Origin of the sequence: Kitasatospora sp. NPDC088264, assembly GCF_040685715.1 — a bacterium.
Lineage (GTDB): Bacteria > Actinomycetota > Actinomycetes > Streptomycetales > Streptomycetaceae > Kitasatospora.
The window spans coordinates 184,419-207,075 of the sequence record NZ_JBFBIR010000005.1 but is presented as its reverse complement, the minus strand read 5'-3'; the positions used below and the strand labels follow the sequence as shown (position 1 = coordinate 207,075).

The following is a 22,657-nucleotide window of genomic DNA, read 5'->3' as shown; positions in this document are numbered from 1 at the left end:
CGACGGCGGTTACGCCTCGTGCAGGCTCATCGAGTAGATCACCCGGTCGTCGTCCAGCAGGACCGCCGTGTCGATGCCGTCCTCGGCGAGCTGCTTCCAGGACTCCCCGATCCAGGTCTCGGCGTCCCCCTGACCGGCGAACTCCTCCTGAGCGCCCTCCGGCACCACCGCGGTGCCGTCCGCCTTCTCGTACCGCCACGTCCAGACCATGCCCGGTTCCTCCCACCGACGACGCTGCCTGCGTGCTGCGCACCTTAGCCTGCCCGGCCCGATCTTCCGTATGCCTGGCCGGACGGTCCGGATGCCCGGTCGGGCAGGATGGGCGGCATGGCGATCCACCACCCGCTCCCCCGCACGCTGCTGCTCGGCGGCGCCCGCTCCGGCAAGTCCACCCGGGCCGAGCAGCTGCTCGCCGACCACCCGGACGTCCTGTACGTGGCCACCGGCGGCGCCCGGGACGGCGACGCCGAGTGGGCCCAGCGGGTCGCGCTGCACCGCGAGCGGCGGCCGGCGAGCTGGCGCACCGCCGAGACCTGCGGCCTGGAGGCCGTGCTGGCCGACCGGACCGACCCGGCGCCGGTGCTGGTCGACTGCCTGGCGCTGTGGCTGACCGCCGTGATGGACGAGTGCGGCGCCTGGGACGACGCGGTCTGGGCGGCGGGCGGGGAGGCCGCCGTCCAACGGCGCTGCGAGGCCCTGGCGCGGGCCTGGGCGGCCACCGGGCGCACGGCCGTCGCGGTCAGCAACGAGGTCGGGATGGGCGTCGTCCCGGCGACCGCCGCCGGCCGGCGCTTCCGCGACACCCTGGGCCGGCTGAACATGGCCGTGGCGGACGCCTCCGAGCGTGTGCTGCTGGTCGTGGCCGGGCAGGTTCTGACCGTCAAGCCAGCCGCCGCCTGAACATCTGCGGCGTGTAGCCTTCCGGACGATGGACACGACCGTGGATCTCGATACGTTCTCCTCGCTCGTCGAGCGCCCCGACGAGAGCGCCCGACGGGCCGCCGAGGAACGCTGGCAGGAGGCCGGCCGGCCGCGCGGCGGGCTCGGCAAGCTGGAGGAGCTGGGCAGCTGGCTGTCGTCCGTACAGGGGCGATCCCCCGTGCGGCCGGTGTCGGCCCCCAAGGTGCTGCTGTTCGCCGCCGACCACGGCGTGGCCGCGCTCGGGGTGTCCCGGCTGCCCGCCAAGGGCGGCACCGCCGCGCGGGTGCGCGCCGTCCTGGACGGCACCGCGCCGGTCACCCGGCTGGCCCGGCGCTACGGCGCCGAGGTGCGGGTCGTCGACGTCGCGGTGGACGCCGACCCCGCCGACTTCCCGGACGACGTGGTCACCCACCGGATCCGGCGCGGCTCCGGCCGGATCGACGTCGAGGACGCGCTCACCCCCGAGGAGACCGCGCGGGCCTTCCGGGCCGGCATGGCCGTCGCCGACGAGGAGGCCGACGCCGGCACCGACCTGGTGCTGCTCGGCGACCTCGGCGTCGGCGCCACCACCGTCGCCGCCGTCCTGGTCGGCGCGCTGTGCGGAACGGACGCGGCCACCGTCACCGGGCGCGGCTCGGGCGTCGACGACCGGGTCTGGATGGTCAAGTGCGCCACCATCCGCGACTCCCTGCGGCGGGCCCGGCCCGTCCTCGGCGACCAGCTGGCGCTGCTCGGCGCCACCGGCGGGGCCGACTTCGCGGCGATCACCGGCTTCCTGCTCCAGGCCGCGGCGCGACGGCTCCCGGTGGTGCTGGACGGCGTCGTCTCGGCGGCCTGCGCGCTGGTCGCGCAGCGGATCGCCTTCCGGGCGCCGGAGTGGTGGCGGGCCGGGCAGTCGAGCGGCGAGCCCGCCCAGGCCAAGGCCTACGACCGCCTCACCCTGACGCCGTTGCAGGACCAGGGGATCACCATGGGCGAGGGCCTCGGCGCGCTGCTGGCCCTACCTCTGCTCCAGGCGGCGGGCGACGCGCTCGCGGACGAGGCCCCGCGGCCGTTCGTGCCGTCGGCGCCGAAGGAGCAGCCGAAGCTGCCGTCGGCGGCGGACCTGCTGCGGCGGCTGTAGGAACCCGCAGCAACCCGTGGCACCAGGATCATGGGCGCCCCGTCCGGCACATCGGACGGGGCGCTTCCGTTCGGAGGGAAACACGTCGTGCAGGGCGCCAGTTGGGCCGAGGGGCTCCGGTTCGGGTTCGGGACGCTGTCCGTGCTGCGGGTGCGGGTGGAGCGGTGGGACCGGGCAGCGGCGGCGCGGGCGATGACGGCGGCCCCGGTGGTGGGGCTGGTGCTCGGCGCGGCGGGCGCCGGGGCGGGGGCGCTGGTGGCCTGGCGGGCCGGCGGGCTGCTCGGGGCGGTGGCGGCGGTGGGGGTGCTGGCCGCGCTCACCCGGGGGCTGCACCTGGACGGTCTGGCGGACGTGGCCGACGGCCTGGGCAGCGGGAAACCGGCCGAGGACGCGCTGCGCATCATGAAGCAGTCCGACATCGGCCCGTTCGGCGTCCTGACCCTCGTTCTCGTGCTGCTGGCCCAGATCGCGGCGCTGGCCGGACAGTTCGCCGAGTCGACCACGCGCGGCGCGCTCGCGGTGCTGGCGTCGGCGGTGACCGCGCGGTGCGCGCTCGCCTGGGGCTGCCTGCGGTCGGTGCCGGCCGCCCGGCCGGGCGGCCTGGGCGCGATGGTGGCGGGCACCGTGGCACCCGCCGGAGCGGTCGCGGGGACGGCCGCCGCGGCGCTCGCCCTGGCCGCACTCGGACTGTTTGACGGATCGTCAATCCTCCGTCTCCCCCTGTCCGTTGTGCTTGGCGTCGGCTGCGCCCAGCTGCTGCTCCGGCGCTGCGTACGGCGGTTCGACGGAATCACCGGGGACGTGCTCGGCGCGATGGCGGAAACCGCCGCGACCGCCTCGCTGTTCGCCCTGGCGTTGCTCGGCTGATACCGGGCGGCGCGTGATCCCACCATGCGGACTACCATGCGGGGAGCACCGCAGCCCTGCACCGTCGCAGGTCCTGCCCGCCCGGCGTGACCCGAGGAGCCGGGGCCTCTGGTGTGCGTGGCCGCGACCTGCGCGGGTGCGCGCGCCAGGGGGCCCGGACCCGGAGCGTGCCGGGCGGTCCGGCCTGCGACGGCGGGTTGCGCCGGTGCGGCAGCCTCGCCGCAACCGGCCGTGGACCGCGAAAGAACAGGACGCATTACGTGACTGCATTGTCTGTGAGCACCTCCTCCGCCGCCTCGCTGCGCGCGGACGCCCTGGTGGTCGGTGTCGCCAAGGGCCCCAAGGGCATCGTGCTGGCCCCCGGCTCCGAGGCCGTGAACGAGGCGTTCGAGGGCAAGCTGACCGAGGTCCTCAGCACCCTGGGCGCGACCGGCGCCGAGGGCGAGGCCGTCAAGGTGCCCTCCCCCGCCGGCCTGAAGGCCGCGCTCGTGCTCGCGGTCGGCCTCGGCGAGGCCGCCGAGGCCGGCTACCAGCTGGAGGCGCTGCGCCGCGCCGCTGGTGTCGCCGCCCGCACCCTGGCCGGCGCCAAGAAGGCCGCGCTGGCCCTGCCGACCGAGTCCGCGGACGAGGTCGAGGCCGTCGCGCTGGGCGGCCTGCTCGGCTCGTACGCCTTCGGCACCTACAAGGCCGACGGCAGCGGCAAGGAGCCGGTCGGCGAGCTGGTCGTGCTGGCCCCCCGCAAGGGCAGCAAGGACGCCAAGGCGGCCGTGGAGCGCGCCGCCGCGGTCGGCGAGGAGATGAACCGGGCCCGTGACCTGGTCAACACCGCGCCGAACGACCTGAACCCGAAGAGCTTCGCCGCGATCGCCCAGGCGGCCGGCAAGGAGCACGGCCTCAAGGTCGAGGTGCTGGACGAGAAGGCGCTGCTCAAGGGCGGCTTCGGCGGCCTGCTGGGCGTCGGCAACGGCTCGGCCAACCCGCCGCGACTGGTGAAGGTGGCCTACACCCACCCGAAGGCGAAGGCCACGCTGGCCTTCATCGGCAAGGGCATCACCTACGACTCGGGCGGCATCTCGCTGAAGCCGGCCGGCCACAACGAGACCATGAAGTGCGACATGGCCGGCGCCGCCGCCGTGTTCGCCGCCGTGGTGGCCGCCAAGCGCCTGGGCCTGGCCGTCAACGTGACCGGCTGGCTGGCGCTGGCCGAGAACATGCCGTCCGGCTCCGCCACCCGCCCCGGCGACGTGCTGCGCATGTACGGCGGCAAGACCGTCGAGGTGCTGAACACCGACGCCGAGGGCCGTCTGGTGCTGGCCGACGCGATCGTGCGCGCCGGCGAGGAGAACCCGGACGTCATCGTCGACGTGGCGACCCTGACCGGCGCCATGGTGCTGGCCCTGGGCAACCGCACCTTCGGCGTGATGTCCAACAACGACGAGCTGCGCGAGACCCTGCACACCGTCTCGGGCGAGGTCGGCGAGCAGTCCTGGCCGATGCCGCTGCCGGCCGAGCTGCGCAAGGGCATGACCGAGTCGACCATCGCCGACCTGGCGAACATGGGCGAGCGGATGGGCGGCGGCCTGGTGGCCGGCCTGTTCCTGAAGGAGTTCGTGGCCGAGGGCATCGACTGGGCGCACCTGGACATCGCCGGCCCGGCGTTCCACGAGAGCGCGCCGTTCGGCTACACCCCGAAGGGCGGCACCGCGAGCGCGGTTCGCACCCTGGTCCGGTTCGCCGAGCAGACCGCGGCGGGCAACAAGGCCTGATCAGGCACCGAGTCGACGGGGGTCCGGCGCGCGTGCGCCGGGCCCCCGTCGGCGTTCGCGCGCCGGCGCCGGTTACCCGCGAGTAGGCCGGGACCCCGCCCCGCACCTCTGTTCGCTGCGGGCGAAACTTTGTTCCACCCTGCGGAAGAGGTGGCGCCGCAGGGCCGCGCCGACGCCCGTCCGGCGGCTGTCAACCCCGCGTTGAGCTGCAATGATGCCCTTCCGTCGGGGGTATTCCCGCCCCGGTGACCGCTCTGTGGGACACCCCTGGGGTGGACCCGGACATCAGCCACCGCGAACAAGTGCGAAGATGTATTTCCGGCACGACTGGGCGCCTCACAAAGGCTTCCGACCCACCGGACCGCGACCGGCCCGGCGACCCACCCCATTGCATGGAGGACGTGACGTGGCGAACGACGCCAGCACCGTTTTCGACGTAGTCATTCTCGGAGGCGGAAGCGGCGGTTACGCCGCGGCGCTCCGCGCCGCTCAGCTGGGCCTGAGCGTCGCCCTGGTCGAGAAGGGGGAGCTGGGCGGCACCTGCCTGCACCGCGGCTGCATCCCGACCAAGGCTCTGCTGCACGCCGCCGAGATCGCGGACGAGACGAAGGAGGCCGCCGAGTTCGGCGTTCTGGCCACCTTCCAGGGCATCGACATCAACGGCGTCCACAAGTACAAGGACGACGTCATCGCCGGCCTGTACAAGGGCCTCCAGGGCCTGGTCGCCTCGCGCAAGGTCACCTTCATCCAGGGCGCGGGCAAGCTCTCCTCGCAGACCTCGGTGGACGTCAACGGCCAGCGCATCGAGGGCCGCCACATCGTCCTGGCCACCGGCTCCGTGCCGCGCTCGATCCCGGGCCTGGAGATCGACGGCAACCGCGTGATCTCCTCGGACCACGCCCTCAAGCTCGACCGCATCCCGAAGTCGGCCGTCATCCTCGGCGGCGGCGTGATCGGCGTCGAGTTCGCCTCGGTCTGGAAGTCCTTCGGCGTCGAGGTCACCATCGTCGAGGCGCTGCCGCACCTCGTCCCGCTGGAGGACGAGAACTCCTCCAAGCTGCTGGAGCGCGCGTTCCGCAAGCGCGGCATCAAGTTCGAGCTGAAGGCCCGCTTCTCGGGCGTCGAGTACACCGAGGCCGGTGTCCGCGTCTCCACCGAGAACGGCAAGCAGATCGACGCCGACCTGCTGCTCGTCGCCATCGGCCGCGGCCCGGTCTCGTCCGGCCTCGGCTACGAGGAGAACGGCGTCGCGATGGACCGCGGCTACGTCCTGGTCGACGAGTACATGCGCACCAACGTGCCCACCATCTCGGCCGTCGGCGACCTCGCCCCGACCCTGCAGCTGGCCCACGTCGGCTTCGCCGAGGGCATCCTGGTCGCCGAGCGCCTGGCCGGCCTCAAGCCGGTGCCGATCGACTACGACGGCGTCCCGCGCGTGACCTACTCCAACCCCGAGGTGGCCTCCGTCGGCATCTCCGAGGCCAAGGCCGTCGAGCTGTACGGCAAGGAGAAGGTCGTCACCCTCAAGTACAACCTGGCCGGCAACGGCAAGAGCAAGATCCTGAAGACCGCCGGCGAGATCAAGCTCGTCCAGGTCAAGGACGGCGCCGTGGTCGGCGTCCACATGGTCGGCGCCCGCATGGGCGAGCAGGTCGGCGAAGCTCAGCTGATCTACAACTGGGAGGCCCTGCCGGCCGAGGTCGCGCAGCTCATCCACGCGCACCCGACCCAGTCCGAGGCCCTGGGCGAGGCGCACCTGGCGCTGGCCGGCAAGCCGCTGCACGCGCACGACTGATCACGCCACCACCCCCCATTTCCAGTACGCAAGACTTGATAGGAGTCGCTGAAACCATGGCGGTCTCAGTAACACTGCCCGCGCTGGGCGAGAGCGTTTCCGAGGGCACCGTCACCCGTTGGCTGAAGGCCGAGGGTGAGCGTGTCGAGGTCGACGAGCCGCTGCTCGAGGTGTCGACCGACAAGGTCGACACCGAGATCCCGTCGCCGGCCTCCGGCATCCTGGCCTCGATCAAGGTCGGCGAGGACGAGACCGTCGACGTCGGCGCCGAGCTGGCGATCATCGACGACGGCTCCGGTGCCCCGGTCGCCGCTGCGGCCCCGGTCGCCGAGGCCGCGCCCGTCGCCGCCCCGGCCCCGGTCGTGGAGGCGCCCGCCGCCCCCGCCCCGGTCGCCGCTGCCGCCCCGGCGGCTCCGGCTGCCGCTCCGGCTGCCGACGCCACCCCGGTCCTGCTGCCCGCGCTGGGCGAGTCGGTCACCGAGGGCACCGTCACCCGTTGGCTGAAGGCCGAGGGTGAGACGGTCGAGGTCGACGAGCCGCTGCTCGAGGTCTCCACCGACAAGGTCGACACCGAGATCCCGTCGCCGATCGCCGGTGTCGTGGTGAAGATCCTGGTCGGCGAGGACGAGACCGCCGAGGTCGGCGCCCAGCTCGCGCTGATCGGTGCCGCGGGTGCCGTCGCCGCCGCCCCGGCCCCCGTGGCCGCTCCGGCTCCGGTCGCCGCCCCGGCTCCGGTCGCCGCTCCGGTGGCCGCTCCGGCTCCGGCTGCCCCGGCCCCCGTCGCTCCGGCTGCCCCGGCCGCGCCCGCTCCGGTCGCCGCTCCGGCTCCCGTCGCCCCGGCCGCGCCGGCTGCCCCGGTGGCCGACGCCGGTGACGCCTACGTCACCCCGCTGGTGCGCAAGCTCGCCGCCGAGCACGGTGTCGAGCTGTCCTCCGTCGCCGGTACCGGCGTCGGCGGCCGCATCCGCAAGCAGGACGTCGTCGCCGCCGCGGAGGCCGCCAAGGCCGCCCCGGCCCCGGTCGCCGCCGCCGCTCCGGCCGCTGCGCCGAAGGCCGCCGCCGCGCCGTCCGCCCTGCGCGGCCAGACGGTCAAGATGACCCGCATGCGCAAGGTCATCGGCGACAACATGCTGAAGGCCCTGCACGAGCAGGCCCAGCTGACCAGCGTGGTCGAGGTGGACGTCACCAAGATCATGTCGCTGCGCGGCAAGGCCAAGGAGGGCTTCCTCGCCCGCGAGGGCGTCAAGCTGTCCCCGATGCCGTTCTTCGTCAAGGCCGCCGCCCAGGCGCTGAAGACCCACGCGGTCGTCAACGCCCGGATCAACGAGGCCGAGGGCACCATCACCTACTTCGACACCGAGAACATCGGTATCGCGGTGGACTCCGAGAAGGGTCTGATGACCCCGGTCATCAAGGGTGCGGGCGACCTCAACATCGCCGGCATCTCGAAGAAGACCGCCGAGCTGGCCGCCAAGGTCCGCGACAGCAAGATCACCCCGGACGAGCTGTCCGGCGCCACCTTCACCATCAGCAACACCGGCTCGCGCGGTGCGCTGTTCGACACCGTGATCGTGCCGCCGAACCAGGTCGCCATCCTGGGCATCGGTGCCACCGTCAAGCGCCCGGTGGTCATCGAGGCCGACGGCGGCACCGCCATCGGCATCCGTGACATGACCTACCTGTCGCTCTCCTACGACCACCGCCTGGTGGACGGCGCCGACGCCGCCCGCTACCTGGTCGCGGTCAAGGAGATCCTGGAGGCCGGCGAGTTCGAGGTCGAGCTCGGCCTGTAAGGCTCTGCCGGTCCGCGGTTTCGGCTGCACGGAGCCCCGCGTCGTCCCTGGACGGCGCGGGGCTCCGCCGTTGCCCGGGCCCGCCTGCTGTCCGCCTGCTTCCGGCCGCGTCCGGTTGTCTCGGGCCGCGCCTGGCTGCGTCGAACATCACCAGCGTTTCGCCGGGCCATGGCATGCGCGGGGGCTTGCGAACGGGGATGCTGGAGCGGTGATGGACGAGACCGACTTCTGGCAGATGATCGACGAGACCCGGGAGGACGCCGACGGCGATCCGGACGAGCAGGCCGACCGGCTGGTGGAACGGCTGGTCCAGCTGACCCCGGACGACGTCATCGACTTCGCCCGGCTGTTCGAGGCCCGGTTCCAGCGGGCCTACCGCCACGACCTCTGGGGCGCCGCCTACCTGCTGCTGGACGGCGCCTCCGACGACACCTTCGACTACTTCCGCTGCTGGCTGATCGGCCAGGGCCGGGACGTCTTCGAGGGCGCCCTGTTCGAGCCTGACGACCTGGCGGACCTGCTGCCCGAGTTCGACGAGGAGGAGGACGGCGAGGCCGAGGACCTCGGCTACGCCGCCGACGAGGCGTACGAGCAGCTGACCGGACTTCCGCTGCCCGAGGTGGGCGGGCGGCAGTCCGGCCGACCGGCCGGGGCCGCGCTGGACTTCGACGACCCGGACGTCATGGCGAAACGGTTTCCCAAGCTCTGGGAGCGCTACGGGGATTAGGACGCGTCAGACACGCCCACGGCATGAGCGGGGCCGGACGCGTCAGGCGGTGCTGCCGCCGCCGGACGTGCCGTCCTGCTTGACGCCCTTGAGGATCTGGTCCAGCACGGACGCGTCCGGCGCGCTCGGGGTGTCGTCCACCCCGCCCTCGAACACCACGAAGCCGCCGCCCTTGGCCGGGACGGCCGCCAGCAGGACGTAGCCCTGGGTGCCGTCCGCGGTGCGGATGTGCCAGCGCACGGCGTAGCCGGACACGCCCGCGACGGTCGTGTAGCCGGAGCCGGAGTCGGTGTGCGAGCTGATCCCGGTGAAGATCTGGCCGGCGTACGCGGGCATCGTGGCCTCGGCGGCCGTCTTGGCGGTGACGCCCTGGACGGTGTCCTTCTCCACCGAGAACTGGCCGCGGATGCAGGAGCTGCCGTCCGGGCAGGTGTAGCGGCCGGTGCCCAGGTAGACCGTGGAGTGCGGGGAGTTGGGCGCCACGTCCCAGCCGTCGAACACCGGGACGGTGATCGCGTGCTGGGCGTCCGGGACGGTGCTCCTGACGGTCGGCGCCGGCTTGGGCGCGGGCGTCGGGGCGGACGTGCCCACCGTGGGGCTCGGGGCGGGGCCGCTCCGGGTGATGGTGACCGTCGGGTTCGGGGCCGGGTCGGCCTGCGGGGAGCCGCCACTGAGCACGATCCCGGCGACGATCCCGCCCACGGCGAGGACGGCGACCGCGATGCCGACGACCAGGCCGGGCCTCATCCGGCGGGGCGCCGGCTGCTGCGGCGGGTAGCCCGGCGCCGGGTAGCCGTAGCCCGCGCCCTGGGCGGGGTAGCCGTCCTGGGCCGGGTAGTAGCCGTCCTGGCCCGGGTAGCCGTAGCCCGGGGCGGGGGCGCTGCCCGGGTAGCCGGGGGCGTCCTGCGGACCGCCGTAGCCGTACCCGGGCTGCCGGCCGGGGGGCTGCCAGCCCTGGGTGGGGGCGTCGGCGAGGTGGCCGACGCCGCCCTGGAGCGGGCGCAGCTCGCTGGTCCAGGCGTTGCCGTCCCACCAGCGCTCGTGACCGGGGGTGCCGTCCGCACCGGGGACCGGGTACCACCCGGGGGGCGTCGAGTTGCTCACGGCCGTACGGTACCCGGCGGGGTGCTGGTCCAGACAGAGCGGATCGGTCACGACTCTGCACCACCCGCCACATCTGACCACTCGTCAGATGTGGCGGCCGGCAAGGCCGGTCGGGCGGGTCAGTCCGCCAGGCGGCGGGCCATCCAGATGTCGTCCACGTAGGACCCGTCGATCAGGAACTCCTCCGCCAGCGAGCCCTCGACGACGAAGCCGCAGCCCTCGTAGAGGCGGCGGGCCGGGGCGTTCCAGCCGAGCACCCGCAGGGTCAGCTTGCGCGCGCCCGCGGCCCGGGCGGCCTCGCAAGCCGCCTCGACCAGGCGCCGGCCGACACCCCGGCCGCGGGCCGTGCCGTCGACGACCAGGCCCTGGATCTGCCGGACGTGCCGGTTGCTGGCCAGCGGGGTCGGCGGGACCTGGCGGACGTAGCCGACCACCCGGCCGTCCAGGAGGGCGACCAGGTACTGCTCCGGGGTGTGCCGTTCGTCGAAGACGCCGTCCTCCTCGGGCGGCTGCGGGGAGACGTCGGCCAGCGGGGACCAGGCGGCACGGTTGAGAACGGCGAGTTCGCCCTCGTCCTCGGGTTGAGCTGGGCGGATGATCAGATTGTCCTCGTGCATGCGCGTCATGCTAATGAGGCGCATGCCGACATGACAGGGCTTGAGGAACTGGGAGGATGGACGCATGCGCATCGCTGTCACGGGCTCCACGGGATTGATCGGTTCGGCTCTCGTCCGCTCCCTGCTGGCGGACGGCCACGAGGTGGTCCGGCTGGTCCGGCGCCGCTCCAGGACGGGCCCGCAGCCCGACGGCAGCACGGCCATCGGCTGGAACCCGCTGCTCGGCCAGGTCGAGCAGGACGGACTGGCCGGGGTCGAGGCGGTCGTGCACCTGGCCGGCGCCGGGGTCGGCGACCACCGTTGGACGGACGCCTACAAGCGGGAGATCCGGGAGAGCCGGGCACTCGGCACCGAGACGCTGGCCGTCGCGCTGGCCGCGCTCAAGGAGCCGCCCCGGGTGCTGGTCAGCGCCTCCGCCGTCGGCTGGTACGGGCAGACCGGCGACCGGGTGATCGACGAGGACTCCCCCGCCGGCGACGACTTCCTGGCCGAGGTCTGCGTGGAGTGGGAGGCGGCCGCTCGGCCGGCCGAGCTGGCCGGCATCCGGGTCGTCCACCCGCGCACCGGGATGGTGCTGTCCGCGGCCGGCGGGGCCGGCGCGCGGCTGTTCCCGCTGTTCAAGCTGGGGCTGGGCGGGCGGCTCGGCAACGGACGGCAGTACTGGAGCTTCATCTCACTGGCCGACCAGGTCGCCGCGCTGCGGTTCCTGATCGACCGGGACGACCTCTCCGGCGCCGTCAACCTCACCGCGCCCGACCCCGTCACCAACGCCGAGCTGACGGCGGCGCTCGGGCGGGTGCTCCGGCGGCCGACCCCGTTCCCGGTGCCGGAGGCGGTGCTCAAGGTGGTGCTCGGCGAGCTGGCGGTCGAGGTGGTCGGCAGCCACCGGGTGGTGCCGCGGCGGCTGCTGGACGCGGGCTTCCGCTTCGCGCACCCGGACGTGGACGCGGCGGTGCGCGCGGCGCTGTGAGTGGCGCTGTGAGTGGCGGTGCGCGCGGCGCTGTGAGTGGCGCCGGGATGGTGCGCACGGTGCTGTGAGTGACGCTGGGGGCGACCGGCGTCGCGGAGCCCTGCCGTCCGCCGCGGGGCTCCGGTGCGGGCTCCGCCGCAGGGCTCCGGTACGTCCCGCTGCGTACGGTGGCTACGGCATTCGCCCTGGCCAGGGGCATATGCCGGGCGGAGATCGGGTGGGGGTCGGACGGGGCTCCGGGAGGGGGCGCATGGGAGCACACACCAGGCGCGTCGCACGCCCCCGGTGACCGTGCGCGCCCGCCGACCCCGGAACCCGGCCCCAACGGCGCACTGTCCGTGACCGCGCTCCCGCCCGGTGCCGCGCGCCCCCTCTCGCCCCTTGGATCGGGCCCGATGCGCTTGTCTGATGCTCACACTGACTGGGCATCACACCGTCGGACCGTGTCCCGGCACCCCGCTGCCTGCGTCGGCCGGAGCCCCGGGACCAGGGAGGGAGCACGCCAGTGCCCACATACGACTTCACCCGCCGCGCCCGCCGCCCGTCCGACCCTGACGTCATCGTCATCGGCGCCGGACTCGCCGGCCTGGCCGCCGCACGCACGCTCACCGGCCGCGGCCTCACCGTGCAGATCCTTGAGGCCACGGAGCGGATCGGCGGCCGGATGGCCACCCGCGAACTGGACGGATTCCGGCTCGACGACGGCAGCCACCTGCTGAACACCGCCTTCCCCGAACTCCGCCGCGTCCTCGACCTCGACCGCCTCGACCTGCGCCCACTCGCGGCCGGAGTCCTCGTGCACAGCGGCGGCCGGCGCTACCGCACCGGGGACCCGCAGCTCACCACCGCCCGGCAGGCCGCCACCCGCGCCCCACTCGGCAGCCCGCTGGACAAGGCCCGGCTCGGCAGCTGGCTCGGCCGGCTCGCCACCACCCCCGCCAGCCGCCTCAAGGCCCGCCCGGAGACCACCACCGCCCGCGCGCTGGCCGGCCACGGGCTCGCCCCGCGCACCCTCGACGGCTTCCTACGGCCACTGCTCAGCGCGCTGCTCAGCGACCCCGCCCTCGGCACCAGCAGCCGGATCGCCGACCTGGTCCTGCGCTCCTACGCGCGCGGGCGGCTCTGTCTGCCCGCCGGCGGGATCGCGGCCGTGCCGGCCCAGCTGGCCACCACCCTGCCCGCCGGCACCGTACGCACCGGGGTGCAGGTCACCTCGATCGCCGCCGACGGCGTGGAGACCGCCACCCACGGGCGGATCGGCGCCCAGGCCGTCGTCCTCGCCACCGACGCCCGCTCCGCCGCCGAACTGCTGCCCGGGCTACGGCTGCCGGACTTCCACCCCGTCACGACCTTCTACCACGCGGCCGACCGCACCCCGCTGGGTGAGGCCGTCCTGCTGCTCGACGGCGACCGGCCCGGCGGGCAGCCGCCGCTGGTCTCGCACTCCCTGGTGCTCAGCGAACTGCACCCCTCGTACGCCCCTGCCGGGCAGGCACTGATCGCCACCACCGTGCTCGGGCGGCGCTCCTTCGACTCGGGTGGCCCGGCCGGGCTGGAACCGGCGGTCCGGGTCCGGCTCGCCGAGCTGTACGGCGCCTCGACCACCGGCTGGCAGTTCCTGAACGTGCGGCACGTCCCGGACGCGCTGCCCGCGATGCCGCCGCCGCACAACCCCCGGCGCCCGGTGCGGGTGCTGGCCGGGCTGTACGTCGCCGGGGACCACCGGGACACCAGCACCGTGCAGGGCGCGCTGGTCTCCGGGCGGCGGGCGGCGCAGGCCGTGCTGCGCGACCTCGGCGTCCCGACCAACGCCCGGGAGGCCGAGGCGGCGGCCTGAGCCTGGCGGGGTTGGCCTGCGGGCTCCCGGCCCGGCTCCCCGTCCGGCTCCCGGTCCGGCGGGCTCCGGGTCCGGCTCCGGCTCCCGGCCCGGTGGGCTCCGGGTCTGGCTCCGGGGACACGCTGACGACCTGCCGGTGGGTGACGGAGCGGCGACATGCCAGGATGCCGACATGACCGCTCATCGGATGATTTACACCGTACGGCCGGTTGCGCGGTGAGCGCCGCCGTCCAGCCGGTGGCCCTGATCCTGATCCCCGCCGCGGCCGTCGCCGCGCCGCTGCTCGCCGACCGCCTGCTGCGGTGGATCGCCGTCCCGACCGTCGTGTTCGAGATCCTGCTCGGCGTCCTGATCGGCCCCGACGTCCTGAACTGGGCGCACGTCGACGACCTGGTCAACGCGCTCTCCCAGTTCGGCCTGGCCATGCTGATGTTCCTGGCCGGGTACGAGATCGACTTCGCCAAGCTGCGCGGCGGCCCGCTGAAACGGGCGGGCACCGCGTGGCTGGTCACGCTCGTGGCGGCGCTCGGCGTGGGCGCGCTGGTCAACCGGGACCCGCTGAACGGCGCCTTCGCCGGGCTCGCGCTCACCACCACCGCCCTCGGAACCATCCTGCCGATCCTCCGCGACTCCGGCGAACTCCCCACCCCCTTCGGATCGTTGGTGATGGCCACCGGGGCGGTCGGCGAGTTCGGGCCGATCATCGCGATCGCCATCCTGCTCAGCGGCAACTCCCCGGTCCGGACGGCCGTCATCCTCGGCGCCTTCGCGGTGATCACCGCCGTCGCGGTCCTCGGCGCACGCCGCCCCCGGCCCGGCTGGGCCACCCGGCTCATCGAGCGCACCCTGCGCACCTCCGGGCAGTTCGCGGTCCGGGCGGTGATCCTGGTGCTCGCCGTCATGGTGGCCGCCGCGATCTGGCTCGACCTGGACATGCTGCTCGGCGCCTTCACCGCCGGGATCGTCTCCCGGCTGCTGCTCTCCGACATCCGCCGGGCCGAGGAGGAGGTGATCGAGGCCAAGCTGGAGAGCATCGGCTTCGGTTTCCTGGTGCCGGTGTTCTTCGTGGTCAGCGGGATGAACTTCGACCTGTCCGCCCTGCTGGACGACCCCGGCACGATACTGCTCGTCCCGGTGTTCCTGCTGCTGCTCCTGGCCGTGCGCGGGCTGCCCGCCGGGCTGCTCGCCCCGGCCGGACTCGGCCGACGGGACCGCACGGCGCTCGGGCTCTACGGCGCGACGGCGCTGCCGCTGGTCGTGGTGATCACCACCATCGAGGTGGACGACGGTCACCTGCCGTCCTCGACGGCCGCCGCGCTGGTCGGCGCCGGCTTGCTCTCGGTGCTGGTGTTCCCGCTGGTGGCGCAGCGGGTGCGCGGCGGCGTCCGGCCGCCCGCACCGGAGGCCGGGCAGCCGCGCGTCCGGGCCGAGAGCTGGTGAGCCGCTTCGCCCCCGCCCGTCGCCGAGGCGGTCCTACCCGCCGCCGGGGCACTCGGAGCCGGAGCCGGTGCCGGGCGGACGGGCCCTTCGGCCCGGGGCGGACCCGGGCCGGACGGGTTTCCAGGGCCGCCGGGGCTCGCCCGACCGGCCCCTCTTCGACAGGTCCTCAGATCACGCCGGCCTGGCGGGCCGTCTCCTCGAAGGCGCGGGCCACCGGGCTGCCCCGGTAGGGGGTGAGGCGGCGGTGGAAGTCCCGGACGTACTCCAGCGAGCGGGCCGAGCGCATCTCCCCCGCCGCCCGCAGCGCGTCGGTGGCCATGGTGCAGGCCTCGTCGAGGTCCCCCATGCCGAGCCGGGCGGTGGCCAGCACCAGCCGGCAGAAGATCCGGCTGCGCGCGTAGGCGGGCGAGCGCAGCCGCAACGACTTCTCGGCGTGCTGCGCGGAGGTGCGCCACTGCTGGAGGTCGCGGTAGCAGTGGGCGAACTCGTCGGAGAGCTGGGCCTCGTCGAAGTACCGCGCCCAGGAGGGCAGTTCGTCGCCGACCCGGGCCGCGGCCAGCGCCCGCTCGGAGCGCACCAGGGCGGTGGTGCAGGCCCGGACGTCGCCCAGCAGGCCGTGCCCGCGCGCCTCGGCGGCGTGCATCAGCGACTGGACCACCGGCGGCACGGCGGTGCCCACGCCCTGCTGGGCGACCCTGGCCAGTTGGACGGCCTCCCGGCCGTGGCCCAGGTGGACGGCCTGCTGGCTCATCGTCACCAGGACGTACCCGCCGAGCGCGCGGTCCCCGGCGGCCTGGGACAGGCGCAGCGCCTGGACGAAGTAGCGCTGGGCGAGGCCGTGCGCGGCGATGTCGAAGGACGTCCAGCCGGCCAGCCTGGTCAGGTCGGCGACGGCGCCGAACAGCGCCCGGCCGATCTGCTCGCCGTAGCGGCCGCGCAGCATCGGCTCGGCCTCGCTCTCCAGGTAGCGGACCAGCGCCTGCCGGGCGTGCCCGCCGCCGTAGGCGTGATCGAGCGCCCGGAAGAGGTCGCCGACGGCGCGGATGGCGGCGATGTCGCCGCGGCCGACCCGCAGGGCGGGGCGCGACTCGCGGGCCGGTTCGGTGTACGGCGGCTCGACGGCGGTCGGCGGGCGCCGGCTCTGGGTGGGCACCCGGCCGATGGTGGGCCCGGCGGGGCCGGCCGCGCCCGGCACGGGGCGCATGCCGGGGGCCCCGTGGTGGGCCTGGCCGCGCGCCGGGCTCGGAGGGGGAGCGCCGGGCGCGGGGGGCACGCTCTGGGCGGGCGCGGCGGACGCTGCGGATGCTGCCGTCACGGCGGATGCCGCGGTGCCGGTGGTACCGGCAGTGGCGGCGGGCGGACCGGTGGGCGGGCCGGTGGCGACATCGGGGCGGGCCATCGTCGAGCCGTCCCGGGCGACGCGCTCGTCCGTGCGGCCGATCAGCCAGTCCCGGCTGGGGACGACCAGGCCCGCCGGGGTGAAGGCGATCCGGCGCAGTTCGGACTGCGGGCCGTTGTCCTTGCGCCACATGCTCGCCACGATGTCCACCGCCTCCTGCGGGGTCTCGGCGAACTCCAGGCCCGCGTACACCGGGGCGCAGGCGTCCAGGCCGAGGTCCTGGGCGGTGAGGCGGCGGCCGAGGCGGCGGGTGAAGACCTCGGCGATCAGCGCGGGGGTGGCGCCGCGGGGCTGCTGGCCGCGCAGCCAGCGGGTGACCGAGGTCTTGTCGTAGCGCAGGTCGAGGCCGTGTTCCAGGCCGAGCTGGTCGACCCGGCGGGCCAGGCCCGCGTGCGAGAAGCCGGCTTCCTCGATGAGCGCGGCGAGTTGGCCGTTCTGCGGGGCCGGGCCGGAGTGCCCGGAGTGGCCGCCGACCGGCCCGGGGGCGGGGACGGCGGGTTCGTGCCGGTCGGTTGTGGCCTGCGCGGGCAGCCGCAGTTCGTCGGCGGTCGGGGCGTCGGCGGTCAGGGCGTCGGGGGCGTCCGGCAGGGTCCGGCCGACCGGGCCTCGGTGGTGGCCGAGCGGGTCGAGCGGTCCGTACGCCGGGCTGTCGGTTGCAGGCCGTTGGGGCATGTCAGTCAACACCTCTCGGACGTCGCACCGGGCTCTACCAGCACTTCGGCTGCCTGGGGCGGCGCCCCCTGTCGGGAATCGGCGTGAATGTAGCGAGCATTCGGGCGCTATGGGTGGATCTGACCGAGCAATCCTCCGAACGGGTGAAGCAACCGCGCCCATTGTGGGGAAGCGCGGTCGGCGCGGGTTTGGCCTTCCGCGGTCGAACCGTCGATCGGCTGTCATGGCGGTGAACACCACAGCCCACCGGGCTGCTGTGGTGGACCACCACATGGGAGCCGGGCCCCCGGATTTCCTAGCGTTCTCGGCCATGGACACCACTACAGCCCGCCCGCTCGACGGCCGGACGGCCCTGGTCACCGGGGCCGCCTCGGGCATCGGCCGGGCCTGCGCCGAGGCCTTCGCCGAGGCCGGCGCCCGGGTCTACGTCGTCGACCTCGCGGCCGGACCGGCCCGGGAGCTCGCCGAGCGGATCGGCGGTCGCGCCGTCGTCGCGGACCTCGCCGACCCGGAGGCCGTGGAGGCCCTGCCGGCCGACGCCGACATCGTGGTCAACAACGCCGGCCTCCAACACGTCGCGCCCGTCCACGAGTTCCCGCCCGACCGCTTCACCCTCATCCAACGCGTCATGGTCGAGGCGCCGTTCCGCATCCTGCGCCGCACTCTCCCGCACATGTACGAGCAGGAGTGGGGCCGGGTGGTCAACATCTCCTCCGTCCACGGCCTGCGGGCCAGCGCCTTCAAGTCCGCCTACGTCACCGCCAAGCACGCGTTGGAGGGCCTCAGCAAGACCGTCGCCCTGGAGGGTGCCCCCTACGGCGTCACCAGCAACTGCATCAACCCGGGCTACGTCCGAACTCCCCTGGTGGAGAAGCAGATCGCGAGCCAGGCGCTCGCCCACGGCATCCGCGAGGACGAGGTCGTCGAGCAGATCATGCTCGAACGCACGGCCGTCAAGCGCCTCATCGAGCCCGAGGAGATCGCCCAACTCGCCCTCTGGCTCTGCTCCCCGCCCGCCTCCTACATCACCGGCGCCAGCCTCCCCGTCGACGGCGGCTGGACGGCGCACTGAGCGGCGGCACCTGGCCGTCCTCCCCAGGCCGACCCCCGGGACTATGTGGGTGGCCCACATAGTCCCGGGGAACGCGCCTCCCTACCTTGTGGCGACGTCCCTTGGGGCGGCGCCCCTCGGGACGACACTCCTCGGGGCGACGTCCCTGGGGCGACATCCTCCCCCCCGGCCCGGAAGTGGTGACCATGAACGCCTCCGCACCAGCCACGGCAGCCACCCGCTCACTCCCTCGGGTCGTGGCCGCCAGTCTCATCGGGACCACCATCGAGTGGTACGACTACTTCTTGTACGGAACAGCGGCCGCGCTGGTGTTCAACAAGCTGTTCTTCCCGAACACCGATCCGCTGACGGGGACGCTGCTGTCCTTCCTCACCTACGCGATCGGGTTCGCCGCGCGACCGATCGGGGCGCTGGTGTTCGGGCACTTCGGGGACCGGGTCGGGCGGAAGAAGCTGCTCGTCCTCAGCCTGCTGCTGATGGGCGGGTCGACCACGCTGATCGGGGTGCTGCCCACCTACAGCTCCATCGGGGCGGCGGCGCCGGTGCTGTTGACGGTGCTGCGCCTGGTGCAGGGCTTCGCGCTCGGCGGGGAGTGGGGCGGGGCGGTGCTGCTGGTGTCGGAGCACGGGGACCAGCGGCGGCGCGGGTTCTGGGCGTCGTGGCCGCAGGGCGGGGCGCCGGCCGGGAACCTGCTGGCGGCGGGGGTGCTGTCGCTGCTGACGGCGGTGCTGTCGGAGGACGCGTTCCTGTCGTGGGGGTGGCGGGTGCCGTTCCTGCTGTCGGCGGTGCTGGTCGGGGTCGGGCTGTGGATCCGGCTGGCGGTGGACGAGTCGCCGCTGTTCAAGCAGGCGCTGGCGGCCCAGCAGCAGCGGAGGACCGCCGAACAGCCTCCGCTGGTGGCGGTGTTGCGCAACCACTGGCGGGAGGTGCTGGTGGCGATGGGCGCGCGGATGGCGGAGAACATCTCGTACTACGTGATGACCACCTTTGTGCTGACGTACGCCGTCACCCACGCGCACTTCTCCAAGCAGACCGCGCTGAACGCCGTACTGATCGGCTCCGCGATCCAGTTCGCGCTGATCCCGCTGTTCGGAGCACTGTCCGACCGGGTCGGACGCAAGCCGGTGTACCTGGTGGGCGCGGTCGGGGTGGGCGTCTGGGCGTTCGTCTTCTTCGGGCTGGTGGACACCAGGTCGTTCGGACAGCTGGTGGTCGCGGTGACGGTCGGGCTGGTCTTCCACAGCGCGATGTACGCACCGCAGGCGGCGTTCTTCTCCGAGCTGTTCGCCACCCGGATGCGCTACTCGGGCGCCTCGATCGGGGCCCAGTTCGCCTCGGTGGCCGCCGGCGCGCCCGCGCCGCTGATCGCGACCGCGCTGCTCAAGGACTACGGCAACGCCACCCCGATCTCGGTGTACGTGGCGATCGCGGCGGCGATCACCGTGCTGGCGGTGCTGTGCGGGCGGGAGACCAGGGGCAGCGACCTGGCGGACGTCGAGGCGGCGGTGGAGGCGGAGGCCGCCGCCGTGGCGGCCAAGCCCGCCACCGCCTGACGGCGGAGCCGCTACGATCGCGCTTCCGCCGGACCCGACGCCGATTGGCGGCACGCACCATGAACCACCCTCACGAAAGCGCCGCGCCCGCGCTGCGGCGGCTGCTCGACCTGCTCGCCTCCGGTGCCGCCACCGAGGACTTCGCCGACGTGCTGGCCGACGCCCGCCGCCGCGGGGCGCCGGCCGCCGTCCTCGCCGAGATCGACGACGCCACCTGGCAGGCCCTGCGGGTGCACCGCACGCTGCGTCAACACCGGCGCCGGGAGGCGGAGTTGACCGCACTGTTCGACACCGCCGGGGACCTCGCGGCCTCCCGGGAGCTGGACACCGTGCTCCAGGCGATCGTCCGCCGCGCCCGGATGCTGCTCGGCACCGACACCGCGTACCTGACCCTGCCGGACGAGGCCGCGGGCGACACCTACATGCGGGTCACCGACGGCTCGGTCTCCGTCCTGTTCCAGACCCTGCGGCTCAGTCTCGGCCACGGCCTGGGCGGCCTGGTCGCGCAGACCGCCCGCCCGTACGCCACCCCCGACTACCGCACCGACGAACGGTTCCACCACACCGGCACGATCGACGCGGGCGTGCTCGACGAGGGCCTGGTGGCGATCATCGGGGTGCCGCTGCTGCTCGGCGGCGAGGTCATCGGGGTACTGTTCGCCGCCGACCGCTCGCCCCGCGCCTTCTCCCCCGACGAGGTGGCGCTGCTGTGCACACTGGCCGCGCACGCCGCGATCGCCCTGGACACCGCCAAGTCGCTGGCCGACACCCGGGCCGCGCTCGCCGAACTGAACAGCGCCAACGAACTGGTCCGCGCCCACTCGGCCGCCGTCCAGCGCGCCGAGCAGGCCCACGACCGGCTCACCGACCTGGTGCTGCGCGGCGCCGAGGTTCCGGACGTCGCCGCCGCCGTCGCGGCCCTGCTGGGCGGCGAGATAGCGGTCCTCGACGCCGAGGGCGAGCCGCTGGCCGGGCGGTCCGCACCCGCCGGCGAGCTGGCGGAGGCGGTCGCCGCGTCCCGGGCCGAGGGGCGGTCCGTCCGGCACGGCGAGCTGTGGGTGTGCGCGGTGCTGGCCGGGCACGACGCCCTCGGCACCCTGGTGCTGCGCGGACGCCCCGGCCTCGACGACGCGGACCGGCGGCTGTTCGAACGGGCCAGCGTGGTGACCGCGCTGCTCCTGCTGCTGCGCCGCTCGGTGGCCGAGACCGAGAACAGGGTCCGCGGCGAGCTGCTCACCGACCTGCTGACCGCCCCCGACCGCGATCCGGCCGGGCTCACCGCGCGCGGCCGCCGGCTCGGCGTCGACCTCGCCCGCCCGCACCTGGTCCTGGTCGCCGAACCGGCCGAACCCGCCGGGCCCCCCGTCCCCGACCGCGGCCGGCTGGCCGGCGCCGCCCGGCGGTACCTGTTCGGCTCCCGGGGCGTCAGCGCCGAGCACGGCGAGGCGGTGGTGCTGCTGGTGCCGGAGGCCGGCGACCCGGAGGAGGCCGCGCGGCAGGCCGCCGAGCGGCTGGCCCGGCTGGCCGGGTTCCCGGTCACCGTCGGCGCCGGCCGTCCGGCCGCCGGCCCGCCCGCGCTGGCCGCCTCGTACGCCGAGGGCCTGCGCTGCGTCCGGGCGCTGCGGGTGCTCGGCCGCGCCGGGGAGGGCGCCTCGGCCCGCGCGCTGGGCTTCCTCGGGGTGCTGCTCGGCGACGGGCACGACGTGGACGGCTTCGTCGGCTCGGCGCTCGGCCCGCTGCTCGCCTACGACGCCCGGCGCGGCACCGAGCTGGTCCGCACCCTGCGCGCCTACTTCGACTGCGGCGGCAGCCTCACCCGCGCCAAGGACGAACTGCACGTCCACGTGAACACCGTCGTCCAACGGCTGGACCGGGTCGAGGCGCTGCTCGGCCCGGACTGGAACCACCCCGAGCGCTCGCTCGAACTCCAGCTGGCGCTGCGGCTGCAACTGCTCGCGGAGGGCTGAGCGGTCCTCGCGGAGGGCTGATCGACCTCCTTGCGGAGGGCTGATCGGCCCTTGCGGGCGCGACCCGTGCGGGCGCCCGAACGTCCCGTACGGGCGGCTGAACCGTCCGTACGGGCGTGGGCGTACAGTGGCGAGGTTGGTCTCGAACGCCTGGCAAGGAGCGGCAGCGGTGAGCGAGAACGTGCGTTTCGTTCGAATGGGGACAGGCGAGGGCGCCATCGCCTACCAGGAGGCCTGGGAGGAGCAGCAGCGCCTGCACGCGCTGCGAGTCGCGGACGAGATCCCCGACACCGTGCTGCTGCTGGAGCACCAGCCCGTCTACACGATGGGCAAGCGCACCAACCCCGCCGACCTGCCGCTGGACGGCACCCCGGTGGTCGAGGTCAACCGGGGCGGAGAGATCACCTGGCACGGCCCCGGCCAGCTGGTCGGCTACCCCATCGTCAAGCTGCCCGACCCGATCGACGTGGTCGCCTACGTCCGCCGGCTGGAGGAGGCGCTGATCCGCGCCTGCGCCGGGTTCGGCGTCGGAACCACCCGGGTCGAGGGCCGCAGCGGCGTCTGGGTGCTGGGCGAGTCCATCCCGGACGCCGTGGTGGACCCGGCGCAGGTGGTGGACATCGGCAAGCTGACCCTGCGGATGGGCCTGCCGCTGGGCATCGACCCGCGGCTGGCCGGCCCCGAGTACGCGCCGTCCAACGCCGGCCAGCGCGGCGACGACCGCAAGCTCGCCGCGATCGGCGTCCGGGTCGCCCGCGGGGTCACCATGCACGGCTTCGCGCTCAACTGCGACCCCGACATGACCTGGTTCGACCGGATCGTGCCGTGCGGCATCCGGGACGCCGGCGTCGCCTCGCTCGCCGGTGAGCTGGGGCGCGACTTCACCGTCGGCGAGGCGCTGCCGATGGTCGAGCGGCACCTGGCGGACGTGTTCGCGGAGCTGCCCGAACCCGCGCTCACCCGCTGACCCGGGCCCGGGCCCTCACCCGGGTCCTGCTCCGGATTCTTCCCCGTGTCCTGTTCCGGGTTCTCCC

At 74.4% G+C, this 22,657-nt stretch carries 17 protein-coding genes and 1 pseudogene; 14 read left to right on the top strand and 4 right to left on the bottom strand.

The annotated features are described in order from the left end of the window. Positions 1-9: 9 nt before the first annotated feature. Complete coding sequence (locus tag AB0O82_RS07025; protein ID WP_350886321.1) at positions 10-210, bottom strand: hypothetical protein; 201 nt, start codon at positions 208-210, stop codon at positions 10-12. A gap of 135 nt (positions 211-345) precedes the next feature. On the opposite strand from AB0O82_RS07025, the pseudogene cobU reads away from it, so the two are divergent. The 7 genes and pseudogenes from cobU to AB0O82_RS06990 form a co-directional block, all read left to right on the top strand. Next, positions 346-900: pseudogene (gene cobU, locus AB0O82_RS07020) on the top strand (bifunctional adenosylcobinamide kinase/adenosylcobinamide-phosphate guanylyltransferase); the annotation flags it as partial. 28 nt (positions 901-928) lie between these two features. Beyond that, complete coding sequence (locus AB0O82_RS07015; RefSeq protein ID WP_363580960.1) at positions 929-2,044, top strand: nicotinate-nucleotide--dimethylbenzimidazole phosphoribosyltransferase; 1,116 nt, start codon at positions 929-931, stop codon at positions 2,042-2,044. A gap of 87 nt (positions 2,045-2,131) precedes the next feature. Continuing rightward, complete coding sequence (locus AB0O82_RS07010) at positions 2,132-2,911, top strand: adenosylcobinamide-GDP ribazoletransferase (protein WP_363580958.1); 780 nt, start codon at positions 2,132-2,134, stop codon at positions 2,909-2,911. Positions 2,912-3,171: 260 nt separating this feature from the next. Further along, complete coding sequence (locus AB0O82_RS07005) at positions 3,172-4,677, top strand: leucyl aminopeptidase (protein WP_363580956.1); 1,506 nt, start codon at positions 3,172-3,174, stop codon at positions 4,675-4,677. A 406-nt stretch (positions 4,678-5,083) separates the two neighbouring features. Further along, the gene (gene lpdA, locus AB0O82_RS07000; RefSeq protein WP_363580954.1) at positions 5,084-6,472 is read left to right on the top strand and encodes a dihydrolipoyl dehydrogenase; all 1,389 of its coding nucleotides are present in this window, start codon (positions 5,084-5,086) and stop codon (positions 6,470-6,472) included. A gap of 56 nt (positions 6,473-6,528) precedes the next feature. Beyond that, a complete protein-coding gene (sucB, locus tag AB0O82_RS06995) occupies positions 6,529-8,265 on the top strand; it encodes a 2-oxoglutarate dehydrogenase, E2 component, dihydrolipoamide succinyltransferase (RefSeq protein ID WP_363580952.1) in 1,737 nt (578 codons plus the stop codon). Positions 8,266-8,476: 211 nt separating this feature from the next. Next, the gene (locus AB0O82_RS06990) at positions 8,477-8,992 is read left to right on the top strand and encodes a DUF4240 domain-containing protein (protein ID WP_350885237.1); all 516 of its coding nucleotides are present in this window, start codon (positions 8,477-8,479) and stop codon (positions 8,990-8,992) included. A gap of 42 nt (positions 8,993-9,034) precedes the next feature. Here the strand turns inward: AB0O82_RS06990 and AB0O82_RS06985 are convergent, their stop codons facing one another. Beyond that, on the bottom strand, positions 9,035-10,096 hold the full coding sequence (locus tag AB0O82_RS06985) for a DUF2510 domain-containing protein (protein ID WP_363580950.1): 1,062 nt from the start codon (positions 10,094-10,096) through the stop codon (positions 9,035-9,037). 119 nt (positions 10,097-10,215) lie between these two features. After that, positions 10,216-10,713: a GNAT family N-acetyltransferase gene (locus AB0O82_RS06980; protein WP_363580948.1), complete on the bottom strand. Its 498-nt coding sequence runs from the start codon at positions 10,711-10,713 to the stop codon at positions 10,216-10,218. Positions 10,714-10,777: 64 nt separating this feature from the next. On the opposite strand from AB0O82_RS06980, the gene AB0O82_RS06975 reads away from it, so the two are divergent. The 3 genes from AB0O82_RS06975 (at position 10,778) to AB0O82_RS06965 (ending at position 14,960) form a co-directional block, all read left to right on the top strand. Further along, entirely contained in the window at positions 10,778-11,683 is a 906-nt protein-coding gene (locus AB0O82_RS06975; protein WP_363580946.1) for a TIGR01777 family oxidoreductase, read from the top strand. A gap of 505 nt (positions 11,684-12,188) precedes the next feature. Further along, positions 12,189-13,520: an NAD(P)/FAD-dependent oxidoreductase gene (locus AB0O82_RS06970; RefSeq protein WP_363580944.1), complete on the top strand. Its 1,332-nt coding sequence runs from the start codon at positions 12,189-12,191 to the stop codon at positions 13,518-13,520. 216 nt (positions 13,521-13,736) lie between these two features. Beyond that, positions 13,737-14,960, top strand: coding sequence for a cation:proton antiporter (locus AB0O82_RS06965; protein ID WP_363580943.1), 1,224 nt, complete (start codon positions 13,737-13,739; stop codon positions 14,958-14,960). A gap of 166 nt (positions 14,961-15,126) precedes the next feature. Here AB0O82_RS06965 and AB0O82_RS06960 read toward each other — a convergent pair whose 3' ends face one another. Continuing rightward, positions 15,127-17,031 carry a regulator gene (locus AB0O82_RS06960; protein ID WP_363580941.1) on the bottom strand — a complete coding sequence of 635 codons (1,905 nt, stop codon included), beginning with the start codon at positions 17,029-17,031 and terminating at the stop codon, positions 15,127-15,129. Between the two features lie 310 nt (positions 17,032-17,341). On the opposite strand from AB0O82_RS06960, the gene AB0O82_RS06955 reads away from it, so the two are divergent. From AB0O82_RS06955 to lipB, 4 genes are all read left to right on the top strand, one after another. Further along, complete coding sequence (locus AB0O82_RS06955) at positions 17,342-18,103, top strand: 3-hydroxybutyrate dehydrogenase (protein ID WP_363580939.1); 762 nt, start codon at positions 17,342-17,344, stop codon at positions 18,101-18,103. Positions 18,104-18,288: 185 nt separating this feature from the next. Then, positions 18,289-19,656, top strand: a complete 1,368-nt coding sequence (locus AB0O82_RS06950) for an MFS transporter (RefSeq protein WP_363580937.1) — start codon at positions 18,289-18,291, stop codon at positions 19,654-19,656. A gap of 59 nt (positions 19,657-19,715) precedes the next feature. After that, positions 19,716-21,623 (top strand): GAF domain-containing protein, encoded by a 1,908-nt coding sequence (locus AB0O82_RS06945; protein ID WP_363580935.1) that lies wholly within the window; start codon positions 19,716-19,718, stop codon positions 21,621-21,623. A 169-nt stretch (positions 21,624-21,792) separates the two neighbouring features. Beyond that, a complete protein-coding gene (gene lipB / locus AB0O82_RS06940; protein ID WP_363580933.1) occupies positions 21,793-22,590 on the top strand; it encodes a lipoyl(octanoyl) transferase LipB in 798 nt (265 codons plus the stop codon). The last annotated feature ends 67 nt before the right edge of the window (positions 22,591-22,657 follow it).